Origin of the sequence: Oceanospirillum linum (assembly GCF_001995095.2) — a bacterium.
Lineage (GTDB): Bacteria > Pseudomonadota > Gammaproteobacteria > Pseudomonadales > Halomonadaceae > Oceanospirillum > Oceanospirillum linum.
Genome location: NZ_MTSD02000002.1, coordinates 87,931 through 101,872, shown reverse-complemented (window position 1 = coordinate 101,872; position 13,942 = coordinate 87,931). Strand labels below are relative to the sequence as shown.

Genomic DNA, 13,942 nt, shown 5'->3' with positions numbered 1-13,942 from the left:
AATCTGAGGTTTTAGACAATACTGATAACATCGGATCCTGTGATTCAGATTTCAGCCATGTTTGCCGTGAAACGTTAGCGAAGCACTCCGGTGCCCACGCAAAACAATAACAAAATGGATGGCCGATATGAGTTATGCAAGTGAATATCAGCGTTCGCTGAAAGAACCGGAATCTTTCTGGAAAGAACAGGCTGACAATATCGCCTGGTTCAAAAAGCCGGAAAATATTCTGGAATCCCTCGACGACGGAACCCACCGTTGGTTTGCTGATGGCGAGCTGAATAGCAGCTATTTGGCACTTGATTACCAGATAGAGCAGGGGCGGGGTGAGCAAACTGCGCTTATCTATGACTCTCCTGCAACAAATTCCAAAAAGCAATTTACCTATAATGAACTCAGAGATCAGGTGGCTCAGTTTGCCGGTGCCCTGACCAGTCTGGGTGTGGGTAAAGGTGATGGCGTTATTATCTATATGCCGATGGTGCCGGAGGCGGGTATTGCGATGCTGGCCTGCGCCCGTATCGGGGCGGTGCACTCTGTGGTGTTTGGCGGTTTTGCGCCCCATGAGTTGGCCATTCGTATCAATGATGCTAAGCCAAAAGTCGTTCTGACCGCTTCCTGCGGTATCGAATTCACCAAAGTGATTGAGTATAAGCCTCTGGTTGATGCGGCTATGGATCAGGCAGAGCATAAGCCGGAGCGGGTTGTGGTCCTGCAGCGGCCACAGGCCGAAGCAGAGATGCAGTCGGGCCGTGACCTTGACTGGTATGACCTGTTTGAGCAGTCTTCACCGGTGGGCTGTACGCCGATGAAAAGCAACGATCCTCTGTATATTATGTACACCTCCGGCACCACGGGTAAGCCAAAGGGCATTGTTCGTGACAACGGTGGCCACGCCGTCGCGCTCTATTATGCATTACGCAATATCTACAATATGCAGGCTGGTGATGTCTGGATGGGCTGTTCCGATGTAGGCTGGGTTGTCGGTCACTCCTTTATTATGTATGGCCCGCTTATGGGTGGCTGTACCACGGTGTTCTTTGAAGGTAAGCCTGTGAGAACGCCGGATGCCGGTACTTTCTGGCGTGTTGTGGAAGAGTACAAGGTGAACGGCATGTTTGCTGCTCCGACGGCTTTCAGGGCGATACGTAAAGAAGACCCGGATGGTCATCTTTTCCGTCAATATGATGTTTCCTCTCTTAAGCACATTTTTGTTGCGGGTGAGAAGTTGGATTCCCCGACCTATCACTGGCTACATGAGATCTCGCAAAAACCGATTTACGATCACTGGTGGCAGACAGAAACCGGCTGGCCGGTTACCGCCCCGGCAACGGCCCTGGGCTCCACTGACATCCGTGTTGGCTCAACGAACAAGCCTGTGGCGGGTTATGACGTTCAGGTACTTGACCCTATGGGGTATCAGCTGGGTGCCAATGAAAACGGTGGCATTGCAATTAAACTGCCACTTCCACCGGGTTGTGCGCAAACACTTTGGAATGATCATGATCGTTATTTAAGTTCTTATCTGGCGGATTACCCCGGTTACTACCATACCGGTGATGGTGGTTATATTGACGAGAATGGCTTTGTTTACATCATGGGGCGTACTGATGATGTGATTAATGTCTCTGGCCATCGCCTTTCGACCGGTGAAATGGAAGAGCTGGTTGCCAAGCACCCTGCTGTCGCGGAATGTGCTGTGATCGGTGTTCAGGAGTCCCTGAAAGGTCAGGTACCCGTAGGGCTTATTTTGCTGAAGGATGGGGTTGATATTGAAGAAGCAGAGCTGGAAAAAGAGTTGGTGGCGATGATTCGTGAACAGATCGGCGCCATCGCCTGTTTCCAGCGTGCGCTTGTGGTAGACCGCCTGCCTAAGACCCGTTCAGGTAAGATTCTGCGGGCTGTACTACGGAAAATAGCCAATGGTGAGTCCTATGCGATGCCTTCAACCATTGATGATGAATCAATTTTACCTGAGATTACTGAGAAAATGGTAACCGAAGGTCTGGCACCGGAATCGGTATAGCAGGATATTCAAACGAAAACAGGATGCAGGCGCTTTCAGAGTATGAAAGTGCCTGCTGCTCTTGCCTTTAGATATGTGTTTTTAATAACTGCTTGTTTTTAAACGATATTTTCAGATATTTTTGAATGACTGATTGGTCTTTTTTTCGCAACGAATGGCTTTGAATAGTCACGTTTTTCAAACAGTCTTAATCATTGGTCTAATAGTTTAAAAAAGGGATTGTACGGGCTTTTCAAACCCTATATGTTACGTTTACGTAAAGGTTACTTATTAGGCCTTCAGTTGACCTGACCGGCAGATGGGAATGAAAAATCCCGGCCAACAAAAATAAAAGTGTCGGTAAGCGCTCAGGTCAGCATAAAACAAGAACAATACAATTTACGGAGTGTGTCTGATCCTGCTGTTAAATAGCAGCAGGTTTGTCCCGCTTCGGCTACGAGGACTTTGGAATGAGCCAAGATTTTGTACTGGAAACCCAGGGCTTGATCAAAGAGTTTAAAGGTTTTACCGCTGTTGATGATGTTAATCTACAGGTGCAACGCGGTCATATTCATGCTCTGATCGGACCTAATGGTGCAGGTAAGACCACCTGCTTTAACCTGTTGACGAAGTTTCTGACGCCAACCCATGGCAAGATTCTTTTTAACGGTACGGATATCACCCGTCAGTCCCCAACTGATATCGCTAAAATGGGTATGGTGCGCTCGTTTCAGATCTCTGCTGTATTTCCACATCTGTCTGTGCTGGATAATGTCCGTATCGCGCTTCAGCGTAAATTAGGTACGTCATTTCATTTCTGGAAATCTGAACGCTCCCTTGATGTGCTGAATGACCGTGCTATGGCGCTGCTTGAAGAGGTTGATCTGGCTAAATGGGCTGACACTGTTACGGTCGAAATGCCCTATGGCCGTAAACGTGCCCTGGAGCTGGCAACAACCCTGGCACTGGAGCCGGAGCTTATGTTGCTGGATGAGCCGACGCAGGGGATGGGTCATGAAGATGTTGAACGTGTCATGGCTTTGATCAAGAAAGTATCTGTCGGCCGTACCATTCTGATGGTCGAACACAACCTGCATGTTGTATCGAGCCTGTCTGATCGTATTACTGTGTTGCAGCGCGGTGCCGTGCTGACAGAAGGCCCTTATGAAGAGGTTTCCCGAAACCCTCAGGTGCGTGAAGCTTATATGGGGAGTGAAGCCGCATGAGTTCAGACATGAAGAAAGATATTGAGCAGCTGCGTATTGCTGACCTGCATGCTTTTTATGGTGAGTCTCATATCCTTCACGGTATCGATATGAAGGTGAACCGTGGCGAGTTGGTGACCTTGCTGGGACGTAACGGTTCCGGTCGCTCCACCACGCTGAAATCTATTATGAATATGGTCGGTAAGCGTACCGGTTCTATTATGGTCAACGGTAATGAGACCGTTGGTATGCCAGCGCATCAGATCCCACACTTAGGGGTTGGTTTCTGCCCTGAGGAGCGCGGTATTTTTGCGAGCCTTAATGTTGAAGAGAACCTGATGTTGCCGCCGACGGTACGTAGTGGCGGAATGACCCTGGATGAGATCTATGAGATGTTCCCTAATCTCTATGAGCGCCGTATGAGTCCGGGAACACGCCTCTCTGGTGGTGAACAGCAGATGCTGGCCATGGCACGTATTCTGCGTACCGGTGCTAATTTACTGTTATTGGATGAAATAACTGAAGGTCTGGCACCTGTTATTGTTCAGACCCTGGGTGAAGTACTGCTTAAACTGAAAGACAAGGGATTAACGATTGTATTGGTTGAGCAAAACTTCCGTTTTGCAGCACCCCTGGCGGATCGTCACTATCTGATGGAACATGGCTCCATCGTTGAAGAGATCGCCAGTAACGAATTAGAAGAGAAGATGGATTTGCTGAACACCTATTTGGGTGTTTAACAACTGATCCGGGTATAAATACCGGTCAGCTGGCAAATAAGAATAACAAGTGCCTAACCAGGTTTTGCAGAAAAAAGCGCAATAACCGACCCTAAAACCACAACAAAAATAACAACGCGAAAGCGATGGAGTGGACTATGAAAATGCTGAAAAAACTGATGTGCAGCGCAATTGTATCGGCAATGGCAGCTTCTACAGCAGCCCATGCAGATATCTCCGATAACGAAGTCCGTATCGGTTACCTGGCTGATATGTCCGGTACCTATTCGGCGCTTGCGGGCCCGGGTGGTCTGGAAGCGGCGAAAATGGCGATCGAGGATTTTGGCGGTAAAGTAAACGGTAAAAAGATTACTATCGTCAGTGCCGATGATCAGAATAAGCCTGATATTGGCGCTAACAAAGTTCGCCAGTGGATCGATGTCAATAATGTCGATATGGTCGCGGGTATGGTGTCATCTGCGGTAACCATCGCAGTGAACAAAGTTGTAGAAGCGAAAGATAAGGTATCTCTGGTATCCGGTTCTGCTTCATCTTCCATCACCAATCAATTCTGTACTCCGAACTCTGTCCACTATGTCTATGACACCTATGCACTGGCTCACGGTACCGGTGAAGCGGTTGTAAAAGAAGGTGGTGATAGCTGGTTCTTCCTGACGGCTGACTATGCATTTGGTCATGCGATGGAAGCTGATGTGACAGAGGTGGTTAAAGAGAGCGGTGGTAAGATTGTTGGTGGTGTTCGTCACCCCCTTGCAACGAATGATTTCTCTTCCTTTATTCTTCAGGCACAGGCTTCCGGGGCCAAAATTGTTGGTCTTGCAAACGCTGGGGCAGATACAACGAACTCTCTGAAGACAGCTAAAGAGTTTGGTGTGGTTCAGGCAGGTCAGAAAATCGCAGGTTTGCTGATCTTCCTTAATGATGTTCACAGTCTGGGCCTGGAAACAACACAAGGGCTGCAGCTGACCACAGGTTATTACTGGGACCGTACGGCGGAAACCCGGGCCTGGTCTAAGCGCTACTTTGACCGTACCGGTAAAATGCCGACGATGGTTCAGGCGGGTATTTACTCATCTGTAACGCATTACCTTGATGCGATCAAAGCTAAGAATAGCGATAAGGCCAGCGATGTGATGGCTCAGATGCGCGAAACTCCGATCAATGATTTCTTCGCCCAGAATGGCCGTATTCGTGAAGATGGCCGCATGGTGCATGATATGTATCTGGCTGAGGTGAAAAAACCTTCCGAGTCTACCGGTGAATGGGATCTGTATAAAATTCTTCGGACTATCCCTGCTGACAAGGCTTTCCGTCCACTGTCAGAATCTAAATGTAAACTGGTTGCAGGCCGTTAATTCTGTCTGACATCCGGATACCGGGCTGATTCAGCCCGGTATGCTCAAACGTTCATCTGTTTGAGTATTAAAAGCTTCACCGGGTTATCTGTTTTCCGGTTTTATTGAACAATAAGAATAACGACACCTGTGTTTTAAGGTGGCGCCTTTTCAAGAGCGTTAAAGGGTTTTGTTATGGCAGAGTTACTGGGTTTTCCGCCACAGGTTTTATTTGGACAGTTACTGATCGGTCTGATTAACGGGTCGTTTTATGCGCTGCTGAGCCTGGGTTTGGCTATTATTTTCGGTTTGTTAAATATCATTAACTTCGCACATGGCGCACAGTATATGCTGGGTGCATTTGTCGCGTGGTTAGGTCTTAAGTTTCTGGGTGTTAACTATTGGGTTTCACTGATTCTCGCGCCTGTGGTGGTTGCTGCCATCGGTATTGCGATTGAAAAAACCATGTTGCGCCGCCTCTATAAAGAGGATCATCTGTACGGTTTACTGCTCACCTTTGGCCTTGCATTGATTATTGAAGGTTCATTTATTCATTTCTTCGGAGTATCCGGCCAGCCGTTCTCAGCACCGGAACTTTTGCAGGGTGGTAACAATCTGGGCTTTATGTTCCTGCCAACGTACCGGGCCTGGATTATTGTCGCATCCCTTATTATCTGCTTTGGCACCTGGTACATGATCGAGCGTACTAAGCTGGGTGCATATCTTCGGGCTGGTACTGAGAACCCTCAGTTACTGCAGGCCTTTGGTATCAACGTGCCACTGCTGATTACACTGACTTATGGCTATGGTGTAGCCTTGGCGGCTTTTGCTGGTGTGCTGGCCGCGCCTATTTACTCTGTTAGCCCGGTTATGGGTTCAAACCTTCTGATCGTCGTATTTGCTGTGGTCGTGATTGGGGGCATGGGCTCTATCTTTGGTGCCATTGTGACAGGCCTCCTGATGGGGTTAATTGAAGGTCTGACTAAAGTTTTCTATCCGGAAGCATCAACGACTGTGATTTTCCTGGTCATGATCATAGTGCTGCTTATTCGTCCTGCGGGACTGTTTGGTAAGGAGGCATAAATTATGACGACTCAGGTACTGAACAGCAGGGTGAACAAAACCATGAATAAAACTAAACTGTCATTTCTGATTCTTTTGTTGGTGGGCCTGGTAGCACCTTTTGCGATTTACCCGGTTTTCCTGATGAAGCTGCTATGCTTTGCACTTTTTGCCTGCGCCTTCAATCTGATGCTGGGGTACGGGGGGTTACTTTCGTTTGGTCATGCGGCCTTCCTGGCAACCGGTGGCTATATTACCGGCCATACCATTATGCAGTGGGGGCTAACGCCTGAGTTAGGCGTTCTGGCGGGCACGCTCTGCTCTGCAGGAATGGGTTTTATCTTTGGTAAGCTGGCGATCCGTCGTCAGGGTATCTACTTTGCGATGATTACGTTGGCTTTGTCCCAGTTGGTCTTTTTCCTTTACGTTCAGACTCCTTTTACCGGTGGCGAAAACGGTTTGCAGGGTATCCCGCGTGGTGAGTTATTTGGCCTGTTTAGTCTGGAAGGCAACTTGCCTATGTACTACTTCGTACTGGCGGTCTTTGTGATTGGTTTTGCCGTGATCTATCGGACAATTCACTCACCGTTTGGTCAGATTCTGAAAGCGATTCGTGAGAATGAGCCCCGTGCTGTTTCCTTGGGCTACGATGTCGACAAATTCAAACTGGTCGCTTTTGTGATCTCAGCAGCCCTGGCTGGCCTGGCGGGTTCTACTAAGAGTCTGGTTTTCCAGTTGGCCTCTTTGACTGATGCACACTGGCATATGTCTGGTGAAGTGATTCTGATGACCTTGCTGGGTGGTGTGGGTACTATCTTTGGTCCAATCGTAGGTGCTGCGACAGTTGTAACGCTGCAGAACTATCTGTCTCAAGGTCCTTTGGCATCCTGGGTGCCGGTTATCCTGGGTCTTATTTTTGTGATCTGTGTACTCTTGTTCCGTAGCGGTATCGTCGGTGAGATTCAGAAATTTATGAAAAAGAATTTTAACTAAGTCCCATTGCTTTTCGTATTGCACAATAATTAATGTGCCTGTGAGCCTGTACCCTTTGTACAGGCTTTTTTTTGTTGGCACTGTCGGCTGTTTTGCCATTTGAGGAGTGTTGTTTATGAGTGAAGTTCTGCTATACAAACAAGAGGGTGCCATTGTTACCCTGACCATGAACCAGGATACAACGAGAAATGCTATTTCATCCGATGAAATGATTGATGCCTTTGAGCAGGCAGCTCTTAAAATTAATCGTGATGACAGCGTTTCTGTGGTGATACTAACGGGGGCCGGTAAAGCTTTTTCCTCTGGTGGTAATGTTAAGGATATGCATGAGAAACAAGGTATGTTCGGCGGCAGTCCTGTGGAGTTGCGCGAAGGGTATCGCCGTGGAATTCAGCGCATTCCGCTGGCGATGTACAATTTAGAAGTGCCGTTAATCGCTGCGGTAAATGGCCCTGCCATCGGTGCCGGTTGCGATCTGGCAATGATGTGCGATATGCGTATTGCTTCAACGAAAGCAAAGTTTGCCGAGAGCTTTGCAAAAATTGGTATTATTCCGGGCGATGGTGGTGCCTGGTTTCTTCCCCGTGCCATCGGCATGTCCCGTGCCTGTGAAATGGCGTTTACGGGGGAGGCTGTTGATGCGGAAACGGCTCTGAGTTGGGGGATGGTCTCTGAAGTAACTGAGCCAGAGGCATTGATTCCGGCAGCAGAGGCGTTGGCCGCCCGAATTGCTGCTAATCCACCGAGATCTCTGCGCATGACCAAGAAACTGCTTAAAGAGGGGCAAAAAGTATCTCTTGAAACCTTACTTGAGCTGTCGGCATCGATGCAGTCACTTGCGCATCATACATCTGATCACGGTGAGGCTGTGGCCGCTATGCTGGAGAAGCGTGCGCCAAGCTTCAGCGGCCAATAGATTTGGGATGAGTTGGCATTTTTGAGTATTTAATTTGGTTTTGTGGAGACAAAAACAAAATAGAGATTCTTTTTATAGCGTGGATTTGTGATAATTCACGCTTTTTGATCGAGTCCCGATCCTTCGGGTGATTGACACCTGTCACTGGTCGTTGAATGAAAGATACTGTTACCCGTAACTGGGCTCTATTGGTTTTGACGTTGGGTCTGATGCTCTCTTTAGGTGCCGCATGGCTACTGCACTTTTCTGAACAGGAGCAGCTGCGGAACCGGTTTGTGAAAGATGTTTCTGACCGGAGTGCGGTTTTTAGCCGAGAGCTGAATACGTCCCTTGAAACACTTTATACCCTGCAAACACTCTTTATTGGCCAGGCAATTCCTCGTCTTGAAGACTTTGAGTTTGTTGCCAGTAACACCCGTGCCCGACATAAAGATATTGTGGCTATTTATTGGGTACCTGAAATCAGTGCGGGCTTGCGGGATGTTTTCGAACGCGATATCGCAACAACCAATGGCTTCCGCACATTTAAAGTGCTCAGACAGCAGCCTGATGGCCAGGTTGTGCCATCCGATAAGGCGTCAGGCTTACACCGTCCTGTTGTGTATTTTCAGGGCGAGCTTTCACAAAAAATACCGTTGGGAATTGACTTAACAGATAATTACCCCGTTAACAGTCTTCTAATGCAGGCAAAACTGAGTGGTGGACTGACGCTTTCATCTGGTCGTATCGCTCTTAAAGATTCCTTGCTTAAGCAAGGAGATTATCACTCATCTATGATGAAGGTTGCCTTGTCGATTCCCCTGCGCGGTTATCCGGGGAAAGTGGCTGGATATATAGTGACGGTTATCGATTTAAGAGAATCTTTTGCTAAAGCCCTGAGTCAGATCCGTGTCGCAGGGATCGATATGAAACTATGGGACCAAACCGGTGTACAGGAACCTATGCTGTTGCACCACCATGTCAGTCGCACCAGGCTTGAGATTGATGAACGACGGTCAACCTTGGTTCCTATGCATGTTAATGGCAATCGCCAATGGTTTATGGAGGCTTTACCGACTTTTTATTATTTCAATAATAAAGCGACCTGGTTACCTCATCTGGTTTTTGTTCTGGGTATGAGCCTGACAGGGCTGATTTGTTTCAGTTTTGTACGCATTGCCAGAAGAAATGCCAAAATTCGGCATGAAACCCATCAACTGCTGACATCGAATCAGGAGCTTGCGGAAATCTCCCGTACAGACGCTCTGACTGCGGTGGCGAATCGACGTTATTTTGATGAAGTGCTGGATAAAGAGTGGAAACGTTCTTTACGTAACAAAACGCCCTTAACGCTTATTATGGTCGATATCGACTGTTTTAAACTCTACAACGACTACTATGGTCACCTTGAGGGTGACGAGTGTATCCATGCCGTAGCGCAGACATTGAGAGATATGATGTCCCGGCCAATGGATCTGGTGGCCCGGTATGGCGGTGAAGAGTTTGCGATTCTACTACCGGACACCAATGAAAACGCAGTTATTCTGGCTGAGCAGTGCCGTAAAATGATTGAGCAGCAACGTATTGCTCATGCGGCTTCCAAGGTTTCACCCTATGTTACGGTGAGTATGGGAGTCGCCACTGTGAATGCTGCCCAGACCCTGGATGTGTCTGAGCTGATTCGCCATGCTGATCGTGCTTTATATAGTGCTAAAGCCAATGGCCGGAATCAGGTTGTCAGGGCTGAAATTGAGGTAGGGCATGGAGGGGCTCCCCAGCTTCTGGAGCAAAATCCTTTGATTCAACAAGGCTCTGAAAAACGTGAGCGTTAAACCAAGTCTTGTTAGTGATCCTATCGCACCTCTGCTTTTCAGAATGACCTTCCCTGTCATGGGGGGGATCATTTCGTTAATGCTGTTTAATCTGGTTGACGCCTATTTTATCGGTATGTTGGGAACGGACGCATTAGCGGCGGTTACTTTTACTTTCCCCGTCACTTTTACGCTGATTTCTTTGTCCATTGGTTTGGGGATAGGTACATCTGCTGTGGTGGGTCGGCTTCTGGGGGCGAACTCTCTGGATCTGGTTAAGCGTCGGACCACTGATGCCGCACTTTTAGCGATCGTCTTGTCACTGTTACTGACATTGGTTGGCTGGTTGACGCTGGAGCCTCTTTTTTTACTCCTGGGTGTGACGCCCGAACTTATGCCTTACATCAGAGACTATATGCAAATATGGTATCTGGGTACTTTATTTGTGGTTTTACCCCGGGCGATCAGTAGTGCATTGAGAGCGTCAGGAAACACCTTGATTCCGGGCCTTGTTATGATTGGCTCGGCACTGCTTAACGGCATATTGGATCCTTTGCTGATTTTTGGCTGGGGGCCGATACCGGCTATGGGGGTTAAGGGTGCGGCTCTGGCAACGTTGATTTCATGGATGGTTCTGACGGTATGTATCTTTCTTTTACCTCAGGTGCGAAAGCAGTTGCTCAGTTTTGAGCGGCCTTCAACAGCTCAGGTTATTGAAAGTTGGTCTGTGATTGGAAAAATTGCTTTACCTGCAATTGTTTCCAGTATTCTGACGCCTGTCAGTACTGCAATCCTTATCCGGATTGTGGCCCAGTACGGAAATGATGCCGTTGCCAGTTTTGGTGTGGGTAGTCGTATTGAGGCGATCTCTCTGATTGTTGTTTTTGCCTTGTCAATGACACTCCCTCCTTTTGTTAGCCAGAACCTGGGGGCAGAGAAAATAGAGCGTGTTTACCGTGGTGTGATGGGCTGCTTTATTTTTGCCATAGTCTGGCAGGCTTTCATTTGGGGTGTTCTTTTGATGGCACAAAACCCGCTGGTATCAGCATTTGCTGAACCAGAAAGTGATCTAGCCCGGAATTTGCATTGGTTTATCTGGCTGGTGCCCATGGGGCTTGGGTTTCAGGGGATAATTATTTTAGCGAACTCAACCATGAATGCTTTACACCGGCCGATGATAGCCCTTCGACTCAGTATTTTAAGGCTGTTTATATTTTATATTCCTATCTGTGCATTGGGTGCCTGGGTTTTTGGTCTGCTGGGGATTTTCGGTGGGGCTGTTGTGGCTAATGCCTTAATGGCCTTTGTATCCTGGTGGACTGTTCGTGGGGCAATCCGGTCAATATCCTGAACTGGATCAATAAAATATGGATCTGTGCAACAAAGTGCCCAGCAGTATTGAGATTTCAAAATCAGTGATGGATAGTAAGGACAGAGCCTAAGCAGTAGTTTAGATGCGTTTTAGCCAAATCAGGAGGGAATCATGGCTGAAGAAAAGATCGGCAATACTAAAAAACTGGATAAAAAGTTCTACGAGAAAGAGCTGGAACGGTTGCAGATTGAACTGGTTAAGTTGCAGGAATGGGTTCGGCACACCGGAATGAAGGTGGTGGTTATTTTCGAAGGCCGTGACGCAGCAGGGAAGGGGGGCAGTATTAAACGTATTACTGAAGCGCTGAACCCCCGTGTTTGTCGGGTTGCAGCACTTCCGGCCCCAACAGAGCGTGAAAAAACACAGTGGTATTTCCAGCGCTATGTTGAGCATTTACCCAGTGCCGGTGAGATTGTGTTGTTTGACCGGAGCTGGTACAACCGTGCCGGTGTTGAGCGGGTTATGGGTTTTTGCTCTGATGAGGAGTATCAGGAGTTTCTGCGCTCCTGCCCTGAATTTGAGCGCATGTTGGTTCGTTCAGGGATTACTTTGATTAAGTATTGGTTTTCTGTTTCCGACGATGAACAGGAGCGACGCTTTAAAGATCGTATTAACCGTCCCCATAAACGTTGGAAGCTTAGCCCTATGGACCTGCAGTCCCGCACACGCTGGGTTGAATATTCAAAAGCGAAAGATGCAATGTTCGTTCATACGGATATTCCCGAGGCTCCCTGGTATGTCGTTGATGGTGAAGTTAAAAAAAGGGCTCGCCTGAATGTGATCAGCCACCTGTTGAGCCTGGTTGAATATGAAGATTTAACGCCAGAGCCCATTGAGCTTCCTGAGCGTCAGGCTGATACCGGCTATGTACGGCCTCCATTGGATTCTATTAATTTTGTCCCGGATAAATACTAGACTCCGGGCATCACCATTTAATAAAACAACCAAGGCAGCAACGGGCCGCTGTTGTCTGATATCCTGTGCCTGATTGCAGCCTTTTATTTGAGAGATGCTATGTTAGATGTAAATTCGTATTTTGATGATCAGGTTAAGTCTATCGCTCTGGTGAATCTGCAGGGGCAATTGACAGTGGGTGTGATGGATATCGGCGATTATACCTTTAGTACAGGACAGCATGAGACCATGACGGTTGTTTCCGGAGCTTTGACGGTTAAGCTACCGGGAAGCAACGAGTGGATCACATATGCTTCTGGTGAGCGTTTTGAGGTTGCGGCGAATAACAGTTTTGACGTTAAGGTTGCAGAGCAGACGGCCTATCTCTGCCAATACCGTTAATCAGTTTTGCTGTATATCCAGGCAACAACACTGAAGCCCGCATTTTGCGGGCTTTTTCTTGTCTGGTATTCAACGGGCAATTTTTTATTAGAGCGCGATAGAGGGGGGGATTATGTTACGTCGTCGATTTATTCAGGGTTGTCTGTCTGTGGGGGTGGGCGGTTTTATGGCGGTTCCCACCGTTTACGCACTTACATTTGAGTCATACAAAAAACAGCAGGCTGCAGCTTTTGATGATTATCAGGCCCGGTTCAGGGCGGCTCAACAGGTTTTTCAGCAAAGGGTTCTTCAGCGTTGGCAGCAGGCAAAGCTGACGCATCAGAACCGCTTTGTACATTATTCCAAGGATCTTAGTGTACGGTCTGAAATTGATTACCGGGCTGGCACCGTTACGCTTGAAGCTCAGGCTCCGACACCTGCAGCGGCGGGTAAAAAAATTAAAGAAGAATTAACTCAGTTATTACAGATGGATAGCCGGAAGGCTTACCGGGATGATGTGATTTTGCAGTTGGTGGATCAGGAGCAGGTTAACCGGAATGCAGATAGTCTGGTTTCTGAACCTTTACTGGGTGATCTTTATGAAGGTCAGCAGGTTGAGGAGATTCTTCAGCCCGCTGAGAAAAGTATGGTTGAGGATCGGCAGCCGGTTGCTAAGGTGGTTATTCAGTTGCCGGAGGGAGCAACAGCCAGTAAAGCCAAACGTTATCAGCCCCTTGCAGAGAAGTATGCCGCCGAGCAGAGAGTGTCAGCAGCGCTGGTGATGGCGGTAATGCATACAGAGAGCTATTTCAATCCTATGGCCCGAAGCCATATTCCGGCGTTTGGCCTGATGCAGATTGTGCCTGAAAGCGCAGGTCTGGATATTACCGAGTACCTGACAGGCAAGCAGCGCATGATGACCGCCGCTGAGCTGTATCAGCCTGCCACCAATATTCAGTCAGGCTCTGCTTACCTGCACCTGCTTTATTTCCGGTATCTTAAGCAGATTGAGGACCCTGTCAGTCGTCTGTATTGCACGATAGCCGCATACAATACCGGAGCCGGTAACCTGGCCAGAAGTTTTGGCGGCTCAACGAAGGTGAGTCAGGCTGCTGCCAGTATCAATAACCTGCAGCCAGAACAGGTGTACCAGCACCTGATACATAATCTCCCCTACAGCGAAACCCGTGATTATCTGGAAAAAGTCACGTCAAAAATGGCCCTTTACCGAGCCTGACCGATATATTGAG

12 protein-coding genes are annotated in these 13,942 nt (G+C 48.1%); all 12 read left to right on the top strand.

The annotated features are described in order from the left end of the window. Positions 1 to 127 precede the first annotated feature (127 nt). A complete protein-coding gene (locus BTA35_RS05595; protein ID WP_078318847.1) occupies positions 128 to 2,026 on the top strand; it encodes a propionyl-CoA synthetase in 1,899 nt (632 codons plus the stop codon). Between the two features lie 449 nt (positions 2,027 to 2,475). After that, complete coding sequence (locus BTA35_RS05590) at positions 2,476 to 3,231, top strand: ABC transporter ATP-binding protein (protein ID WP_078318846.1); 756 nt, start codon at positions 2,476 to 2,478, stop codon at positions 3,229 to 3,231. Continuing rightward, positions 3,228 to 3,950, top strand: coding sequence for an ABC transporter ATP-binding protein (locus tag BTA35_RS05585; protein ID WP_078318845.1), 723 nt, complete (start codon positions 3,228 to 3,230; stop codon positions 3,948 to 3,950). Before BTA35_RS05590 ends, BTA35_RS05585 begins: the two co-directional genes overlap by 4 nt. Positions 3,951 to 4,087: 137 nt before the next feature. Further along, positions 4,088 to 5,305, top strand: a complete 1,218-nt coding sequence (locus BTA35_RS05580) for an ABC transporter substrate-binding protein (RefSeq protein ID WP_078318844.1) — start codon at positions 4,088 to 4,090, stop codon at positions 5,303 to 5,305. Between the two features lie 174 nt (positions 5,306 to 5,479). Continuing rightward, positions 5,480 to 6,367, top strand: a complete 888-nt coding sequence (locus BTA35_RS05575; RefSeq protein WP_078318843.1) for a branched-chain amino acid ABC transporter permease — start codon at positions 5,480 to 5,482, stop codon at positions 6,365 to 6,367. Between the two features lie 3 nt (positions 6,368 to 6,370). Beyond that, positions 6,371 to 7,339 carry a branched-chain amino acid ABC transporter permease gene (locus BTA35_RS05570; protein WP_078318842.1) on the top strand — a complete coding sequence of 323 codons (969 nt, stop codon included), beginning with the start codon at positions 6,371 to 6,373 and terminating at the stop codon, positions 7,337 to 7,339. Between the two features lie 115 nt (positions 7,340 to 7,454). Further along, on the top strand, positions 7,455 to 8,255 hold the full coding sequence (locus BTA35_RS05565; RefSeq protein WP_078318841.1) for a crotonase/enoyl-CoA hydratase family protein: 801 nt from the start codon (positions 7,455 to 7,457) through the stop codon (positions 8,253 to 8,255). Positions 8,256 to 8,410: 155 nt separating this feature from the next. Continuing rightward, positions 8,411 to 10,066 (top strand): diguanylate cyclase domain-containing protein, encoded by a 1,656-nt coding sequence (locus BTA35_RS05560; RefSeq protein WP_078318840.1) that lies wholly within the window; start codon positions 8,411 to 8,413, stop codon positions 10,064 to 10,066. Continuing rightward, positions 10,056 to 11,396 (top strand): MATE family efflux transporter, encoded by a 1,341-nt coding sequence (locus tag BTA35_RS05555; RefSeq protein WP_103989687.1) that lies wholly within the window; start codon positions 10,056 to 10,058, stop codon positions 11,394 to 11,396. The genes BTA35_RS05560 and BTA35_RS05555 overlap by 11 nt, the downstream gene beginning before the upstream one ends. 132 nt (positions 11,397 to 11,528) lie before the next feature. Next, entirely contained in the window at positions 11,529 to 12,332 is an 804-nt protein-coding gene (gene ppk2, locus BTA35_RS05550; RefSeq protein WP_078318839.1) for a polyphosphate kinase 2, read from the top strand. 99 nt (positions 12,333 to 12,431) lie between these two features. Beyond that, entirely contained in the window at positions 12,432 to 12,713 is a 282-nt protein-coding gene (gene ppnP / locus BTA35_RS05545; protein WP_078319281.1) for a pyrimidine/purine nucleoside phosphorylase, read from the top strand. Between the two features lie 112 nt (positions 12,714 to 12,825). Further along, positions 12,826 to 13,929, top strand: a complete 1,104-nt coding sequence (locus BTA35_RS05540; RefSeq protein WP_078318838.1) for a transglycosylase SLT domain-containing protein — start codon at positions 12,826 to 12,828, stop codon at positions 13,927 to 13,929. The last annotated feature ends 13 nt before the right edge of the window (positions 13,930 to 13,942 follow it).